The sequence below is a fragment of the Pseudomonas bijieensis genome (assembly GCF_013347965.1).
Lineage (GTDB): Bacteria > Pseudomonadota > Gammaproteobacteria > Pseudomonadales > Pseudomonadaceae > Aquipseudomonas > Aquipseudomonas bijieensis.
The window spans coordinates 2,342,613-2,358,686 of the sequence record NZ_CP048810.1 but is presented as its reverse complement, the minus strand read 5'-3'; the positions used below and the strand labels follow the sequence as shown (position 1 = coordinate 2,358,686).

At 62.5% G+C, this 16,074-nt stretch carries 13 protein-coding genes and 1 pseudogene; 7 read left to right on the top strand and 7 right to left on the bottom strand.

Going from position 1 to position 16,074, the window contains the following annotated elements; all coding sequences use genetic code 11:
* The first annotated feature begins 60 nt into the window (after window positions 1-60).
* On the top strand, window positions 61-261 hold the full coding sequence (csrA, locus tag GN234_RS10145; protein WP_057448496.1) for a carbon storage regulator CsrA: 201 nt from the start codon (window positions 61-63) through the stop codon (window positions 259-261).
* On the opposite strand, the gene GN234_RS10140 is transcribed toward csrA, so the two are convergent.
* The 5 genes from GN234_RS10140 to mnmC all read right to left on the bottom strand — a co-directional run bounded on the left by GN234_RS10140 (window position 250) and on the right by mnmC (window position 7,831).
* Complete coding sequence (locus GN234_RS10140; RefSeq protein WP_003199186.1) at window positions 250-477, bottom strand: YheU family protein; 228 nt, start codon at window positions 475-477, stop codon at window positions 250-252. The genes csrA and GN234_RS10140 overlap by 12 nt on opposite strands.
* Window positions 478-682: 205 nt before the next feature.
* A complete protein-coding gene (locus tag GN234_RS10135; protein WP_109751377.1) occupies window positions 683-1,873 on the bottom strand; it encodes an osmoprotectant NAGGN system M42 family peptidase in 1,191 nt (396 codons plus the stop codon).
* Between the two features lie 178 nt (window positions 1,874-2,051).
* On the bottom strand, window positions 2,052-3,797 hold the full coding sequence (gene ngg / locus GN234_RS10130; RefSeq protein WP_109751378.1) for an N-acetylglutaminylglutamine synthetase: 1,746 nt from the start codon (window positions 3,795-3,797) through the stop codon (window positions 2,052-2,054).
* Between the two features lie 3 nt (window positions 3,798-3,800).
* Entirely contained in the window at window positions 3,801-5,573 is a 1,773-nt protein-coding gene (locus tag GN234_RS10125) for an N-acetylglutaminylglutamine amidotransferase (protein WP_176688399.1), read from the bottom strand.
* Between the two features lie 275 nt (window positions 5,574-5,848).
* On the bottom strand, window positions 5,849-7,831 hold the full coding sequence (gene mnmC / locus GN234_RS10120) for a bifunctional tRNA (5-methylaminomethyl-2-thiouridine)(34)-methyltransferase MnmD/FAD-dependent 5-carboxymethylaminomethyl-2-thiouridine(34) oxidoreductase MnmC (RefSeq protein WP_176688398.1): 1,983 nt from the start codon (window positions 7,829-7,831) through the stop codon (window positions 5,849-5,851).
* Between the two features lie 150 nt (window positions 7,832-7,981).
* Between mnmC and pap the strand changes: the two genes are divergently transcribed.
* Both pap and GN234_RS10110 read left to right on the top strand, forming a co-directional pair.
* Window positions 7,982-9,496: a polyphosphate:AMP phosphotransferase gene (gene pap / locus GN234_RS10115; protein ID WP_109751381.1), complete on the top strand. Its 1,515-nt coding sequence runs from the start codon at window positions 7,982-7,984 to the stop codon at window positions 9,494-9,496.
* A gap of 103 nt (window positions 9,497-9,599) precedes the next feature.
* Entirely contained in the window at window positions 9,600-10,784 is a 1,185-nt protein-coding gene (locus tag GN234_RS10110) for a thiolase family protein (protein ID WP_176688397.1), read from the top strand.
* Between the two features lie 155 nt (window positions 10,785-10,939).
* Here GN234_RS10110 and GN234_RS10105 read toward each other — a convergent pair.
* Window positions 10,940-11,138 (bottom strand): annotated as a pseudogene (locus tag GN234_RS10105) (DUF6316 family protein).
* A 189-nt stretch (window positions 11,139-11,327) separates the two neighbouring features.
* Between GN234_RS10105 and GN234_RS10100 the strand changes: the two are divergent.
* The gene (locus GN234_RS10100) at window positions 11,328-12,290 is read left to right on the top strand and encodes a DMT family transporter (protein WP_176688396.1); all 963 of its coding nucleotides are present in this window, start codon (window positions 11,328-11,330) and stop codon (window positions 12,288-12,290) included.
* A 126-nt stretch (window positions 12,291-12,416) separates the two neighbouring features.
* Here the strand turns inward: GN234_RS10100 and GN234_RS10095 are convergent, their stop codons facing one another.
* Window positions 12,417-13,811, bottom strand: coding sequence for a class II fumarate hydratase (locus GN234_RS10095; RefSeq protein ID WP_109751384.1), 1,395 nt, complete (start codon window positions 13,809-13,811; stop codon window positions 12,417-12,419).
* A gap of 202 nt (window positions 13,812-14,013) precedes the next feature.
* Between GN234_RS10095 and GN234_RS10090 the strand changes: the two genes are divergently transcribed.
* From GN234_RS10090 to trhO, 3 genes are all read left to right on the top strand, one after another.
* Window positions 14,014-14,535, top strand: coding sequence for a DUF2059 domain-containing protein (locus tag GN234_RS10090; protein WP_042732949.1), 522 nt, complete (start codon window positions 14,014-14,016; stop codon window positions 14,533-14,535).
* A gap of 12 nt (window positions 14,536-14,547) precedes the next feature.
* Window positions 14,548-14,847 (top strand): BolA family protein, encoded by a 300-nt coding sequence (locus GN234_RS10085; protein ID WP_014337210.1) that lies wholly within the window; start codon window positions 14,548-14,550, stop codon window positions 14,845-14,847.
* A 260-nt stretch (window positions 14,848-15,107) separates the two neighbouring features.
* Window positions 15,108-16,049 carry an oxygen-dependent tRNA uridine(34) hydroxylase TrhO gene (gene trhO, locus GN234_RS10080; RefSeq protein WP_109751385.1) on the top strand — a complete coding sequence of 314 codons (942 nt, stop codon included), beginning with the start codon at window positions 15,108-15,110 and terminating at the stop codon, window positions 16,047-16,049.
* Window positions 16,050-16,074 lie beyond the last annotated feature (25 nt).

Genomic DNA, 16,074 nt, shown 5'->3' with positions numbered 1-16,074 from the left:
TTGAGAACAGGAAACAGGCCGGGCATGGTCAGGGTCCAGACATTCTTAAGGACAAGAACCATGCTTGTACTAAGCCGCGCTGTAGGTGAGTTGATTTCCATCGGTGACGATATTTCCGTCCGTGTGCTGTCGGTCAGCGGTGGCACCGTGCGTTTTGGCGTGGAAGCGCCACGGCACGTCGATGTCCATCGTTCCGAAATCTACGACAAGATCCAGAAGAGAAAGGCCCAAGCCACTCGCAAGGCCTGTTCAGTCGAATAGGTGCTTGGGCACGTCGTGCTTGAGCATCAGTTGGCACTGTTCACTTTCGGGGTCGAAGACGATCAACGCCTGGCCTTTGGTCAGGGCTTGTCTGACTCGTAGAACCCGTGTTTCCAGGGGCGTGTCGTCACCATTGTCGGTGCCGTCGCGGGTCACGAAATCTTCGATCAGGCGAGTGAGCGTGTCGACTTCGAGTTGGTCGTGGGGGATGAGCATGGGGTACCTCGGCTAGACAATGAGGCGATGCTACGGCCAATGGGCTTTTGCGGCTAGCCTGGGTTTTACGGTTGTTTGTCCCGGCCTCATCGTCGGAACGCCGCCCGGAGCAAGCTCCCCCCAGGGTTTTTGAGTCGCACTGAAAACTCAATGTGGGAGCGAGCCTGCTCGCGATGGCGATATTCCAGGCCGTGAAAATGCTGGGTCAGTTATCGGAACGCTGCCCCACCAGGCTATCCACCGACGGTACCCGGGTATCGCTTTCCATCTGTGCATCGTGCTCGATCTGGTGGCTGAAGCGGTCCAGCGAGCCCTGGGCCGGTTGCGCGTCGCTGGCGAATACCGGCGGGCTGAGGATGTAGGCGCCGAGCAGGCGGCTGAGGGCGGCCAGGCTGTCGATGTGGGTACGTTCGTAGCCATGGGTGGCGTCGCAGCCGAAGGCGAGCAGGGCGGTGCGGATGTCATGGCCGGCGGTGATGGCCGAATGGGCGTCGCTGAAGTAGTAGCGGAACAGGTCGCGGCGTGCGGGTACCTCGTTTTCCTTGGCCAGTTTCAACAAGTGTCGCGACAGGTGATAGTCGTAAGGGCCCCCGGAGTCTTGCATCGCCACGCTGACCGCATGTTCGCTCGAATGCTGGCCAGGTGCGACGGGCGCGATGTCGATGCCGACGAATTCGCTCACATCCCAGGGCAGTGCAGCCGCCGCACCGCTGCCGGTTTCCTCGGTGATGGTGAACAGGGGGTGACAATCGATCAGCAGTTCTTCGCCGCTGTCGACAATCGCCTTGAGCGCCGCCAGCAGCGCCGCGACCCCGGCCTTGTCGTCCAGGTGCCGGGCGCTGATATGACCGCTTTCGGTGAATTCCGGCAAGGGATCGAAGGCCACGTAATCGCCGATGCCCACCCCCAGGCTTTCGCAATCGGCGCGGGTGGCGCAATAGGCGTCCAGGCGCAGCTCGATGTGGTCCCAACTGATGGGCATTTCATCCACGGCGGTGTTGAATGCGTGCCCGGAAGCCATCAACGGCAGCACGCTGCCCCGAATCACGCCGGTGTCGGTAAACAGGCTGACCCGGCTGCCTTCGGCAAACCGACTGGACCAGCAACCCACCGGGGCCAGGGTCAGGCGGCCGTTGTCCTTGATGGCCCGCACGGCAGCGCCAATGGTGTCCAAGTGGGCCGATACTGCTCGGTCGGGGCTGCTCTTGCGGCCCTTGAGCGTGGCGCGGATCGTGCCGCGGCGGGTCATTTCAAAAGCGATACCCAGCTCTTCGAGTCGTTCGGCGACATAGCGCACGATGGTGTCGGTGAATCCGGTGGGGCTGGGAATGGCGAGCATCTCCAGCAGGACCTTTTGCAGGTATTCGAGATCCGGTTCGGGAATTTTGCTGATCATGGAAACTCCTCACGGAACATTAAATTGAAGTAGGGAACCTGTGGCGAGGGAGCTTGCTCCCGCTGGACCGCGGAGCGGTCCCTTTTGAGCTCCAGGTCGATGCAAAAACCCGGAGGGCCGCGGAGAAGGGCCGCTTCGCAGCCCAGCGGGAGCAAGCTCCCTCGCCACGGAAGAAGGGCTAGGCCACCGCCTGGCTATGGGGAAACAGCAAATCCACAAAACGCTCGGCGGTGGGTTGTGGTTCGTGGTTGGCCAGGCCTGCGCGTTCGTTGGCTTCGATGAATACGTACTCGGGTTGATCGGCCGCCGGCACCAGCAGGTCGAGGCCGACCATGGGGATGTCCAGCGCCCGCGCGGCGCGCACCGCCGCATCGACAAGGGTCGGATGCAGGATGCTGGTGACATCCTCCAGCACGCCTCCGGTATGAAGGTTCGCCGTGCGTCGTACGAACAGATGCTCCCCGGCGGGCAACACGCTGTCATAGTCGAACCCCGCCGCGCTGAGCGTGCGCAAGGTTTCGGCATCCATCGGGATTTTGCTTTCGCCGCCCGTGGCCGCTTGCCGTCGGCGACTCTGGGCTTCGATCAACGCGCCGATGGTGTGCCGGCCATCGCCGATCACCTCCGCCGGGCGCCGGATCGCTGCCGCCACCACTTCAAAACCGATTACCAGGATCCGCAGGTCCAATCCTTCGTGGAAGCTTTCCAGCAGCACCCGGCTGTCGAACCGCCGAGCCGCTTCGATGGCGCTTTGCACCTCCTCGATGGTGCGCAGGTCCACTGCCACGCCTTGGCCTTGTTCACCGTCCAGCGGCTTGACCACCACCCGTTCGTGCTCGTCGAGAAACGCCAGGTTGTCATCGGCATTGCCCGCCAACTGCTGGGCCGGCAGGTTCAGGCCGGCATTCTTCAGTACCTTGTGGGTCAGGCTTTTGTTCTGGCAAAGAGTCATGCTGATGGCGCTGGTCAGGTCGCTCAGGGACTCGCGGCAGCGCACCCGACGGCTGCCGTGAACCAGGGTGAACAAGCCGGCCTCGGCATCGTCTACCTGCACTTCGATGCCACGCCGGTGAGCTTCTTCGACAATGATTCGCGCATAAGGATTGAACTGCGCTTCGGGACCTGGCCCGAGGAACAACGGCTGGTTGATACCGTTCTTGCGTTTGATGGCGAAGGTCGAGAGGTTGCGAAAGCCGAGTTTGGCGTAGAGGTTTTTCGCCTGGCGATTGTCATGCAACACCGACAGGTCGAGGTAACTCAAGCCACGGCTCATGAAATGCTCGACGAGGTGGCGCACCAGCACTTCGCCAACACCGGGCCGCTGACATTGCGGATCGACGGCCAGGCACCAGAGGCTGCTGCCGTTTTCCGGGTCGTTGAAGGCCTTCTGATGATTCAGGCCCATGACGCTGCCGATCACCGCACCGGTGTCATCGTCTTCGGCCAACCAATAGACCGGGCCGCCTTCATGACGTGGGGTCAGTCGCTGCGGGTCGATGGGCAGCATGCCCCGGGCCTGGTAGAGCTGGTTGATGGCCTGCCAATCGGTCTCGCCCTGGGCCCGACGGATGCGGAACCCGCGAAACACCCGCGTGGCCTGGCGATAGTCGCTGAACCACAGGCGCAAAGTGTCGGATGGGTCGAGGAACAGTTGCGCCGGTTCCAGCCCCAGCACCTGCTGGGGCGCGGCGACGTACAAGGCAATGTCGCGTTCGCCGGGTTGTTCGTTGAGCAGTTCCCGGGCCAGGCTCGCCGGGTCCGGGAAGGTGTGGCCGATCAGCAGTCGGCCCCAGCCGCAATGCACCGCGATCGGGTCGGCGCCCAATTCGCTGCCATCTTCGGCCAGGCGCGCCTGCAGGCGTTCGTAGGACGGTGCCTGGCCACGCAAGAGGCGTTGGTTGTGAACGGTTGCGTAAGGTTTCATCGATCAGATTCCTTGCTCGCTGAGCCACAGGTTCAGCGCCGCCAACTGCCACAGCCGCGACCCGCGCAACGGCGTGAGCTGGCCGTTGGGGTCGGTCAGCAGGCGGTCGAGCATGGCCGGGTTGAACAGGCCGCGATCCTGGCTCGGATCGAGCAGCAGTTCGCGGACCCAGGCCAGCGTGTTGCCTTCCAGGTGCTTGAGGCCAGGCACCGGGAAATACCCCTTCTTGCGGTCGATCACCTCGCTAGGGATCACCCGCCTGGCGGCTTCCTTGAGCACCTGCTTACCGCCATCGGGCAGCTTGAATTTCGCCGGGACCCGGGCCGAGAGTTCTACCAAGCGGTAATCCAGGAAGGGCGTGCGCGCTTCCAGGCCCCAGGCCATGGTCATGTTGTCGACGCGTTTGACCGGGTCGTCCACCAGCATCACCGTGCTGTCCAGGCGCAGGGCCTTGTCCACCGCCGCATTGGCGCCCGGCTGGGCGAAATGCTCCTTGACGAAATCACCGGCGGCATCGTTGGCCGTCAGCCATTTGGGTTGCACCGTGGCGGCATATTCTTCGTAGCTGCGATCGAAGAAGGCGGCGCGATAGGCCGCGTACGGATCGCTGGCGCCATCGACCTGCGGGTACCAGTGGTAACCGGCGAACAGCTCGTCGGCGCCCTGGCCGCTTTGCACCACTTTGCAATGCTTGGCCACTTCCCGTGAGAGCAGGTAGAAGGCGATGCAGTCGTGGCTGACCATCGGCTCGCTCATGGCACGGAATGCTGCCGGCAGTTGCTCGATGATCTCTTTCTCGTCGATGCGCAGTTGGTGATGACGGGTGCCGTAGTGCTTGGCAATCAGGTCCGAATATTGGAACTCGTCACCGCGCTCGCCGCCGGCATCCTGGAAACCAATGGAGAACGTGGACAGGTCTTCAACACCAACTTCGCGCAACAGACCCACCAGCATGCTCGAATCCACCCCGCCGGAAAGCAGCACGCCGACATCCACGGCGGCGCGCTGGCGAATGGCGACCGCTTCACGGGTGCTGTCGAGCACGCGGTCGATCCAGTCTTCCAGGTTCAGGTGCTGTTCGTCGGCCCGGGGACCGTAGGGCAGGGTCCACCAGGTTTTCTGCTCGGTGCTGCCGTCGGCTTCGATCCGCATCCAGGTGGCGGGCGGCAGTTTTTCAATGCCGGCCAGCAAGGTGCGAGGCGCCGGGACCACCGCGTGGAAATTCAGGTAATGGTTGAGCGCCACCGGGTCGAGTACGGGGTTGATATCACCGCCCTTGAGCAGCGCCGGCAACGCCGAGGCGAAACGCAGCCGCTGGCCGGTGCGCGACAGGTACAGCGGCTTGACGCCGAGGCGGTCGCGGGCGATGAACAGCCGCTTGGTATCGCGCTCCCAGATGGCGAAGGCGAACATGCCGTTGAGCTTGGGCAGCAGCGCCTCGCCCCAGGCGTGGTAGCCCTTGAGCAGCACTTCGGTGTCGCCACCGGAATAGAAGGTGTAGCCCAGGCCTTCGAGTTCAGTGCGCAGTTCGGGGTAATTGTAGATCGCGCCGTTGAAAGCCAGGGACAGGCCCAGTTGATTGTCGATCATCGGCTGGGCCGAGCCGTCCGACAGATCCATGATTTTCAGGCGCCGATGGCCCAGGGCAATCGGCCCCTGGCTATGAAAGCCCCAGGCGTCGGGGCCGCGTGGGGCCAGGTGATGGGTGATTCGCTCTACGGCCGCAAGGTCCGCAGGTTGTTGATCGAAACGTAACTCTCCAGCTAATCCGCACATAAGTCCTTACCGGTTTTTCCGTTGGGGAGGGGTCAAGCAGCACGCGCCGACATGGCGGGTACCCTGAAACTGACCGGGGGGATTGCTGTGAGTTTTAGATCGATGCGTTATAAGGCGAAGGGTGGGGGCCGCTTGGTCTGCCGTATAACTCAAGGATATGTGGGAGCGAGCCTGCTCGCGATCGCGGTGTGTCAGTCAACCCAGGTACCATCTGAGCCACCGCCATCGCGAGCAGGCTCGCTCCCACAGGATTTGTGGTGGGAGCAAAATCGGCGCTAGGCCTTGCCCCGAATCAATGCCCGCAACGCAAACCGGTTCGGATGGCAGGCCTCGGCCACGATGCGGGGCAGTGGCAGCGGTTCGTTGTCCAGCCAGGCGGCGATCAGTTCGCCCGATAGGGGCGCGGTGATCAGGCCGCGGGAACCGTGACCGCTGTTGATGTACAGGCCATCGAGCCACGGACAGGGGGTATCCGGCACCTGGCGGGCGTCCTTGCCCAGCGCTACATAAGCCTCGGTAAAGGCCTGGCGGTCGGCCAACGGTCCGACGATCGGCAGGTAATCCGGGCTGGTGCAACGGAACGCCGCGCGGCCTTCGAGGTGTTGCGGGTCCAGGGTGGCGGCGTTCAGGCGCTCCACCAGGTCTTGGGAAATTTCTTCGAGCATCCGCAGGTTGCCGGCGTGCTCGGCGGCGGTGGGGGTCAGGTCGTCGCTGTTGAAGTCGAAACTGGCGCCCAGGGTGTGTTCGCCCAGCCGTGGCGGGGCCACATAGCCTTCGGCGCAAACCACGGTCGCCAGGCTCTGGCTGCGGCTGGTTTGCGGCAGGCGGGTGATTTGCCCGCGAATGCGCTTGAGCGGCAACTCGGCGGCCGGTTCGAAACGCTTGATCTCGGCCGCGCTGGCGAGGATCGCCACCGGCGCACTGGCCAGGCAGCGTTCGCCGTCCCATGCCTGCCATTGGCCGTCGATTCGGCGCAGTTGCAGCACTTCATGATGGGGTTGCACATCAATCCCTGGCTGCGAGGCTTGCCAGCGACACAACGCCGGCGGATGCACCCAACCGCCCTCGGGATAAAACAAGCCACCACAGGCCAGGTCGATGCCGGACCGAACCTGCGCCTCTGACTGATCCAGGGTGTGCAGCAAATCCCTTGGGAACGCGTCGGCCAGTTGCGCCTGACGCTCGGCTTCCTTGCCGTTGAAGGCCAATTGCAAGACGCCGCAGGCGTCCCAGTCAACGCCGCGTTGCAGTTGTTCGAGCACGCGCCGGGTGTAGCCGAAGCAGCTGAGGATCATCTGCGATAAAGCGGTGCCGTGGGCCGACAGCTTGAGGTACAGCACGCCCTGGGGGTTGCCGGAGGCTTCCTCGGCCAACCCGGCATGACGCTCCAGCAGCGTCACCTGCCAGCCGCGGGCAGCGAGGCTGGCCGCGCTGGCGCAACCGGCCAGGCCGCCGCCGATCACCAGTGCCCGGCGCTCGCCGATCAGAGTGGTCGGGCGGGCGTACCAGGGTTTTGCCGGGGCTGGTGCGGGTGTCTGCTCCGGCCAGCCAAGAAACACGCCACGAAGGATTTCCCATTTATGGCCGATGCCTGGCGTGCGCTTCATCTTGAAGCCCGCCGCGTTCAGCGATCGACGGACCCAACCGGTGCTGGTGAAGGTGCTGAGGGTGGCGTCGGGTGCGGCCAGCCGGGCCAGTTCGGCGAACAGCTCGGCGGTCCACATCTCGGGGTTCTTCGCCGGGGCGAAGCCATCCAGGAACCAGGCGTCGATCTGCCCGTCCAGTTGCGGCAACTGCTCCAGGGCATCGCCGATCAACAAGGTCAGTGTCACTCGTCCACCCGCCAAAGTCAGCCGCTGGAAGCCCTGGTGGACCGCGACGTACTGCTCAAGCAATTGCTCCGCCTGATGCTTGAGTTGCGGCCACAGTTCCAGTGCCCGGCGCAGGTCCCGGGGGCTCAGGGGATATTTTTCGACGCTGACGAAATGCAGCCGCGCCCCGGTCGGTGCGCACTGCTCGAACAACTGCCAGGCGCAGAGGAAATTCAAGCCGGTGCCAAATCCGGTTTCGCCGATCACCAGCCGCCCGTCATCGGCCAGGGCCGCGAAACGCTCGGTCAGATTGTTCTGCTCGAGGAACACATAACGGGTTTCGTCCAGGCCCGACTGGTCGGAAAAATACACATCATCGAACACCCGCGAGCGCGGGCGCCCCTGGTCATCCCAGTCGAGTTGGGCGTGTTGCTGGATGGGCGTCATGGCAGGCTCGGTCAAAACTGAGCGGCCATTCTAGCCGATCGGTATGGGCTTGCTTGACCCATCGCAATAGAGCGCGCATCTGGATGGAATCTGCTGCACAGGGCCGCATCCAATCCGCTAGTCTTGGCCCATCCCCGGAAGGAGCTGCCCATGTTTGAATCCGCTGAAATCGGTCATGCCATTGATAAAGACACCTTTGAGGCCGAGGTACCGGCCCTGCGTGAGGCGCTGCTGGAGGCGCAGTTCGAGTTGCAGCAGCAGGGCCGGTTTCCGGTCATCGTGCTGATCAACGGCATCGAAGGCGCGGGCAAGGGCGAGACGGTGAAGTTGCTCAACGAGTGGATGGACCCGCGGCTGATCGAAGTGCGCACCTTCGACCAGCAGACCGACGAGGAACTGGCGCGGCCACCGGCCTGGCGTTATTGGCGGATGCTGCCGGCGAAGGGGCGCATGGGGATTTTCTTCGGCAACTGGTACAGCCAGATGCTGCAGGGCCGGGTCCATGGCGAGTTCAAGGACCCGCGGCTCGACCAGGCGATCGCCGGTGCCGAGCGCCTGGAAAAAATGCTCTGTGACGAAGGCGCGCTGATCTTCAAGTTCTGGTTCCACCTGTCCAAGAAACAGATGAAGGCCCGGCTCAAGGGGCTCAAGGATGATCCGCTGCACAGCTGGCGCATCAGCCCGCTGGACTGGCAGCAGTCCCAGACCTACGACAAGTTCGTCAAGTATGGTGAGCGGGTGCTGCGCCGCACCAGTCGCGATTACGCACCGTGGCATGTGATCGAAGGCATGGACAGTTGTTATCGCAGCCTCACCGTCGGACGGATCCTGCTCGACGGCTTGCGCCAGGCCCTGGACCGGTCGAAGGTCAAGCCGCAAAAGGTCAGTGTGGCGCCGCTGCCGGAGTTGGATGGCCAGATCACCTTGCTCGACAGCCTGGACATGACCCGGCGCCTGGACAAGGCCGACTACGAAGAACAGCTGATCACCGAGCAGGCGCGCTTCGCTGGCCTGCTGCGGGACAAACGCATGCGCCAGCATGCCCTGGTGGCGGTGTTCGAAGGCAATGACGCGGCGGGCAAGGGCGGCGCGATCCGACGGGTCACGGCGGCCCTGGACCCGCGCCAATACAGCATCGTGCCGATTGCCGCACCCACGGAAGAAGAGCGCGCCCACCCTTACATGTGGCGATTCTGGCGGCATATTCCCGCGCGCGGCAAGTTCACCATGTTCGACCGCTCCTGGTACGGCCGGGTGCTGGTGGAGCGGGTCGAGGGGTTTTGCAGCCAGGCCGACTGGCTGCGGGCCTACGGTGAAATCAACGACTTCGAGGAGCAGCTCGCCGATGCCGGCGTGGTGGTGGTCAAGTTCTGGCTGGCCATCGACAAGGAAACGCAGTTGGAGCGTTTCCAGGAGCGTGAGGACATCCCGTTCAAGCGTTTCAAGATCACCGAGGATGACTGGCGCAACCGCGACAAGTGGGACGCCTACCGCGCCGCGGTGTGCGACATGGTAGACCGCACCAGCACTGAGATTTCCCCTTGGACATTGGTGGAAGCCAACGACAAGCGCTGGGCGCGGGTCAAGGTGTTGCGCACCCTCAATCAGGCGCTGGAGGCGGCTTTCGAGCGCAGCGCACGACAGGCTCGCAAGAAGAAGCGCTAGGACGATGAGCACGCATACGCGAGGTGAATGATTGTCGCGGTCGGTTATGCAGTGGATCTATGCTCGATTCACTCTCAACCGACTACAACAATGAGGTACAGCCATGCGTGAAGTGGTGATCGTCGACAGCGTACGGACCGGCCTGGCCAAGTCCTTTCGCGGCAAGTTCAACATGACCCGTCCGGACGACATGGCGGCTCACTGCGTCAACGCCCTGCTGGCGCGCAATGACATCAACCCGGCCAGTGTCGAGGACTGCATCGTCGGAGCCGGGTCCAATGAAGGCGCCCAGGGTTACAACATTGGGCGCAACGTGGCGGTGCTCTCGCAATTGGGCATCGGCACCGCCGGCATGACCCTCAACCGTTTCTGTTCCTCGGGCCTGCAAGCCATCGCCATCGCGGCCAACCAGATCGCTTCCGGTTGCAGCGACATCATCGTGGCCGGCGGCGTGGAGTCCATCAGCCTGACGATGAAAAGCGTCAACACCGACAACCTGATCAACCCGCTGCTCAAGGAGCAGGTGCCCGGGATCTATTTCCCCATGGGCCAGACGGCCGAGATCGTCGCCCGCCGTTACCAGGTCAGCCGCGAAGAGCAGGACCGCTACGCCTTGCAGAGCCAGATGCGCACCGCCAAGGCCCAGGCGGCCGGGTTGTTCGATGACGAAATTATCCCGATGGCGGTCAAATACCGGGTCGAGGACAAGCAGACCGGCGCGGTGCAGATTCTCGATGGCGTGGTCGATCGCGATGATTGCAACCGCCCGGACACCACCTACGAGAGCCTGGCCGGCCTGAAACCGGTGTTTGCCGAAGACGGATCGGTGACGGCGGGCAACTCGTCGCAGTTGTCCGACGGGGCCTCAATGACCTTGGTGATGAGCCTGGAAAAAGCCTTGGCGCTGGGGCTCAAGCCCAAGGCGTTTTTCCGTGGTTTCACCGTGGCCGGTTGCGAGCCGGACGAGATGGGCATCGGCCCGGTGTTTTCAGTGCCCAAGCTGCTCAAGGCCAAGGGCTTGCAGATTGCCGATATCGACCTGTGGGAACTCAACGAGGCGTTTGCCTCCCAGTGCCTGTACAGCCGCAACCGGCTGGAAATCGATCCGGAAAAGTACAACGTCAATGGCGGCTCGATCTCCATCGGCCATCCGTTCGGCATGACCGGCTCGCGGCAAGTGGGGCATCTGGTGCGTGAGCTGCAACGACGCAACCTGCGCTACGGCATCGTGACCATGTGCGTGGGCGGCGGGATGGGGGCTACTGGGTTGTTCGAGGTGGTGAGATAACCGCAAGCGCTTTTGTGGCGAGGGGAGCTTGCTCCCGCTCGACTGCGAAGCAGGCGCCGATCGGTGCGGTTTATTAATCGGCAGGGGGGCCGCTTCGCGACCCAGCGGGAGCAAGCTCCCTCGCCACAAAAATGTTGCGCCAGCCGTGGGAGTGTTTAGCTGGCAACCTGGGTCAGTTGCAGCATTCGCTGCACATACGCTTCCACCTCCCGCAAGGCATCCTCGCGACTGGCGAATGGCCCTTCCTGGGTGCCTTCGCGGGTATTGAAATAGAACTCGCCATTGACCCGGCAGATCCGGTCGCTGCGAAAAAATGGTCGTAGGGGCGGGATCCAGGGCGCGTTTGCCAAGCATGTCGGGTCTCCAGGGTGCAGCGAGGTCAGTTTCAAATGAGCATATGTGCAGTCCCTGATTCTCGCCTGTCCAGCCGATCGACGGCTGCGACCCATACAATCCCATGAGCGCCCGACGCCTAACTGTCCCTGTGTCGTGCAGCGATAGACGCCTAGAATGGCCGTTCATGTCTTGAGCTTCGAGGGTTGCATGCACATATCGTCCGGTCGCTGGGTCTATGGCCTGTTCCTCGCCCTGTTGACCGCCTTGCTGTGGGGCATCCTGCCGATCAAGCTCAAGCAAGTGTTGCAAGTGATGGACCCGGTCACCGTGACCTGGTTTCGCTTGCTGGTGTCCGGCGGGTTGTTGTTCATCTATTTGGCGGCCACCCGGCGTCTGCCCAGTCGCAAGGTCCTGGGCCCTCGCGGTGGCTGGCTGGTGGCGATGGCGGTGCTCGGGCTAGTGGGCAACTACGTGTTGTACCTGATGGGCCTGAACCGCTTGAGCCCTGGCACCGCACAACTGGTGGTGCAGATGGGGCCGATCATGTTGCTGGTCGCCAGTCTGTTCGTGTTCAAGGAGCGTTTCAGCGTGGGGCAGGGCATCGGCCTGCTGGTGCTGTTGATTGGCTTCACGTTGTTTTTCAACCAGCGCCTGGGCGAGTTGCTGACGTCCCTGAGCGACTACACCGCCGGGGTCCTGATGGTGTTGCTGGCGTCGACGGTCTGGACGTTCTATGCCTTGGGCCAGAAGCAACTGTTGACGGTGTGGAATTCGTTGCAGGTGATGATGGTGATCTACCTGTTCTGCGCGTTGCTGCTCACACCCTGGGTACATCCGTTGGAGGCGCTGCAATTAAGCCCGTTGCAAGGCTGGTTGTTGCTCGCCTGCTGCCTCAACACTCTGATTGCCTATGGCGCGTTTGCCGAAGCCCTGGCCCATTGGGAAGCGTCACGGGTCAGTGCGACCCTGGCGATCACGCCGTTGGTGACCTTTGCCGCAGTGGCGATGGCGGCCTGGTGGTGGCCCGACTATGTCCATGCCGAGCAGATCAATCTGTTGGGCTATGGCGGGGCGGTGCTGGTGGTGCTGGGGTCGGCGCTGGTGGCGCTGGGGCCGTCGCTCATCGCCGGGCTCAAGGCACGGCGCGAGCGTTTGGCTGTAGAGCGATAGAAGGTGGCATGTCTGACATGAACCGCTGTGGGAGCGAGCCTGCTCGCGATGCGGCCTGACAGTCGATGAAGAGTCGACTCATACATCGCTATCGCGAGCAGGCTCGCTCCCACATGGGGTCCGGCGTTAGCCCTGGCTACCCGCCTCCAGCATATTCTCCGGCCTCACCCAGGCATCGAACTCTTCATCGGTCAGGTACCCGAGCTGCAACGCGGCCTCACGCAGGGTCAGCCCTTCGCCGTAGGCTTTCTTGGCGATTTCCGCTGACTTGTCGTAGCCGATGTGCGGGTTCAGCGCGGTCACCAGCATCAAACCACGCTCCAGGTGCGCGGCCATCTGCTCAGCGTCCGGCTCCAGTCCGGCGATGCAATGCTGCTGGAAGTTGCTGCAACCATCGGCCAGCAGGCGAATCGATTGCAGCAGGTTGTGGATGATCACCGGTTTGAACACGTTCAACTGTAAATGACCCTGGCTGGCGGCAAAGCCGATAGTCACGTCGTTGCCCATGACCTGGCAGGCCAGCATCGACAAGGCTTCGCACTGGGTCGGGTTGACCTTGCCGGGCATGATCGAACTGCCCGGTTCGTTGGCCGGCAACTTCACTTCGGCGAACCCGGCCCGTGGTCCTGAGCCTAGCAGGCGCAGGTCGTTGGCGATTTTCATCAGGGTCACGGCGAGGGTTTTCAGTGCGCCGGACAGGGACGTCAGAGGTTCATGGCCGGCCAGCGCGGCAAACTTGTTCGGTGCGGTGACAAATGGCAGGCCTGACAGCGCCGCCAGTTCAGCGGCGATCGCTTCACCGAAACCATGGGGTGAGTTGAGCCCGGTGCCGACCGCCGTGCCGCCCTGGGCCAGTTCGCAGACCGCCGGTAACGCCGCGCGGATCGCCCGTTCGGCGTAATCGAGTTGGGCAATGAACGCCGACAGTTCCTGGCCAAAGGTGATCGGCGTGGCATCCATCATGTGGGTACGGCCGGTCTTGACCAGCTTCATATGGCGCGCCGCCAGTTCCGCCAGGCCACCGGACAGCTCGCTGATGGCCGGGAGCAATTGCTGGTGGACGGCCTGGGCGGCGGCGATGTGCATGGCGGTGGGGAAGCAGTCGTTGGAACTCTGGGAGCGGTTGACGTGGTCGTTGGGGTGCACCGGGCTCTTGCCGCCGCGGGGGTTGCCGGCCAGTTCGTTGGCACGCCCGGCGATTACCTCGTTGACGTTCATGTTGCTCTGGGTGCCGCTGCCGGTCTGCCAGACCACCAGCGGGAACTGGTCGTCATGCTGGCCGGCCAGCACTTCGTCGGCGGCCTGTTCGATCAGGCGGGCGATGTCGGCGGGCAGGTCGCCGTTGCGGTCATTGACCCGCGCGGCGGCTTTCTTGATCAGTGCCAAGGCGTGCAGCACCGACAGCGGCATGCGTTCGTTGCCAATGGCGAAATTAATCATGGAACGCTGTGTCTGGGCGCCCCAGTAGGCGTCGTCCGGGACTTCAACCTGGCCCAGGCTGTCGGTTTCGATACGGCTCATCGGGTCAAACTCCTTAAAGGCTGAATGCGCAGTTTAGGCCCAGATGGGCGGTACCGGTTCCCTCAATCTTCCCTCAATCTAGGCGTGGCGGATTCGGCCCGTCAATCGGACCCGACAAGCATCGGGGTTGAGGCCCGGCGTTTTTTAGGCGCAGAATGGTCGCCCTTGGGGTTTTACCTCGCCTGTAATGAAAGGAAACTCGATGACCCGTCTTCGTGCCATCTGTACCGCAGTTGCTCTGGTGTGTGCCAGCGGCCCTGTTTTCGCCGATACCGCCAGCCACAACGCCAGCGCCGAAGCGTTCCTGACCCTGGCGCACGCTGACAAACTGGGCACTCCGGTGTACATGCAAGTGCAGCAGATGTTTGCCCAGCGCTTTGAACAGACCAAGGCCCCTGAGTCGAAAAAAGCCACCCTGGAAACCTACCAGGCCAAGGCCAATGCCGCGCTGGACCAGGCTATCGGCTGGAACAAGCTCAAGCCGGACATGGTCAAGCTCTACACCAGCAACTTCAGCGAGTCGGAGCTCAAGGACCTGGTAGCCTTCTACCAATCGCCATTGGGCAAGAAAGTCCTGGAAAAAATGCCGCAGTTGACCCAGCAATCGGCCCAACTGACCCAGGCCAAGCTGGAAAGCGCGGTGCCGGTGGTGAACAAGCTGCTGGCCGACATGACGGCCGAGCTCGAGCCAAAAGCCGCTGCCCCTGCCAAGAAAAAGCCGTAAGCGGAGCCCGGTATGAGCATGCAACAACGCATCGAATCGACACTCGGGCTCTTGCAGCCTGAGCACTTGCAAGTGCTGGATGAAAGCCACATGCACAGCCGTGGCCTGCAGACCCACTTCAAGGCCGTGGTGGTCAGCCAGCAGTTCGAAGGGCTCAATCGCGTCAAGCGTCACCAGAAGGTCTACGGCACGCTGGGCGAACTGATGGGCGAATTCCATGCGTTGGCGCTGCACACCTACACCCCTGAAGAATGGGCGCAGATCGACGCCGCCCCGGCTTCGCCGACCTGTGCCGGTGGTAGCAAGCACTGAGCGGGCAACCTGCTTTTGGGTGAACAAGTTTTTGTGGCGAGGGAGCTTGCTCCCGCTGGGCTGCGAAGCGGCCCCCTGAGCGACGGCTTCGCCGTCGAGCGGGAGCAAGCTCCCTCGCCACGATAAGCGCTTCGCTTCAGGGCACTTCGCTCCTAAAGCCACATCGTTTTTGTTAGAATCCGCAACGCGCCGCTCACCCGGCGCGTTTTTTTTCGCATCCGGTTCACCCTTTACGAGGGTAGCCACCTGGAGAAACACCCATGGCACAACCCATTGTCGTGGCGGCACTGTATAAGTTCGTCACCCTGGAAGATTACGTCGAGCTGCGTGAGCCCCTGCTCAAGGCCATGCTCGACAACGGCATCAAAGGCACGTTGCTGATCGCCGAAGAAGGCATCAACGGCACGGTTTCCGGTACTCGTGAAGGCATCGATGGCCTGCTGGCATGGCTCAAGAACGATCCGCGCATGATCGACATCGACCATAAAGAGTCGTACTGCGACGAGCAGCCGTTCTACCGCACCAAGGTCAAGCTAAAGAAAGAAATCGTCACCCTGGGCGTTGAAGGCGTGGATCCGAACAAGCAGGTCGGCACCTATGTCGAACCGCAGGACTGGAACGCACTGATCAGCGATCCGGAAGTGCTGCTGATCGATACCCGCAACGATTACGAAGTGGCCATCGGCACCTTCGAAGGCGCCGTCGATCCCAAGACCACCAGCTTCCGCGAATTCCCCGAGTACATCAAAGCCAACTTCGACCCGGCCCGGCACAAGAAAGTCGCGATGTTCTGCACCGGCGGCATTCGTTGTGAAAAAGCCTCCAGCTACATGCTTGGCCAGGGGTTCGACGAGGTCTATCACCTCAAGGGCGGCATCCTGAAATACCTCGAAGAGGTGCCTCAGGAAGAAACCAAGTGGCGCGGCGACTGCTTCGTGTTCGACAACCGCGTCACCGTTCGCCACGACCTCAGCGAAGGCGACTACGATCAATGTCACGCTTGTCGTACTCCGGTCAGCGTCGAAGACCGCGCCTCGGAGCACTATGTACCTGGCATCAGTTGCCCACATTGCTGGGATAAGCTGAGCGAGAAAACCCGGCGCAGCGCCATCGACCGGCAGAAGCAGATCGAATTGGCCAAGGCTCGCAACATGCCGCACCCGATCGGCTACAACTATAAGCAGACATCTTCCGAGGCCTGAACCATGGCGTCACGCTTGCTCTATG

Coding starts and splice junctions, on each gene's coding strand:
- csrA (WP_057448496.1), top strand. CDS start 61: ATGCTTGTACTAAGCCGCGCTGTAGGTGAGTTGATTTCCATCGGTGAC.
- GN234_RS10140 (WP_003199186.1), bottom strand. CDS start 477: ATGCTCATCCCCCACGACCAACTCGAAGTCGACACGCTCACTCGCCTG.
- GN234_RS10135 (WP_109751377.1), bottom strand. CDS start 1,873: ATGATCAGCAAAATTCCCGAACCGGATCTCGAATACCTGCAAAAGGTC.
- ngg (WP_109751378.1), bottom strand. CDS start 3,797: ATGAAACCTTACGCAACCGTTCACAACCAACGCCTCTTGCGTGGCCAG.
- GN234_RS10125 (WP_176688399.1), bottom strand. CDS start 5,573: ATGTGCGGATTAGCTGGAGAGTTACGTTTCGATCAACAACCTGCGGAC.
- mnmC (WP_176688398.1), bottom strand. CDS start 7,831: ATGACGCCCATCCAGCAACACGCCCAACTCGACTGGGATGACCAGGGG.
- pap (WP_109751381.1), top strand. CDS start 7,982: ATGTTTGAATCCGCTGAAATCGGTCATGCCATTGATAAAGACACCTTT.
- GN234_RS10110 (WP_176688397.1), top strand. CDS start 9,600: ATGCGTGAAGTGGTGATCGTCGACAGCGTACGGACCGGCCTGGCCAAG.
- GN234_RS10100 (WP_176688396.1), top strand. CDS start 11,328: ATGCACATATCGTCCGGTCGCTGGGTCTATGGCCTGTTCCTCGCCCTG.
- GN234_RS10095 (WP_109751384.1), bottom strand. CDS start 13,811: ATGAGCCGTATCGAAACCGACAGCCTGGGCCAGGTTGAAGTCCCGGAC.
- GN234_RS10090 (WP_042732949.1), top strand. CDS start 14,014: ATGACCCGTCTTCGTGCCATCTGTACCGCAGTTGCTCTGGTGTGTGCC.
- GN234_RS10085 (WP_014337210.1), top strand. CDS start 14,548: ATGAGCATGCAACAACGCATCGAATCGACACTCGGGCTCTTGCAGCCT.
- trhO (WP_109751385.1), top strand. CDS start 15,108: ATGGCACAACCCATTGTCGTGGCGGCACTGTATAAGTTCGTCACCCTG.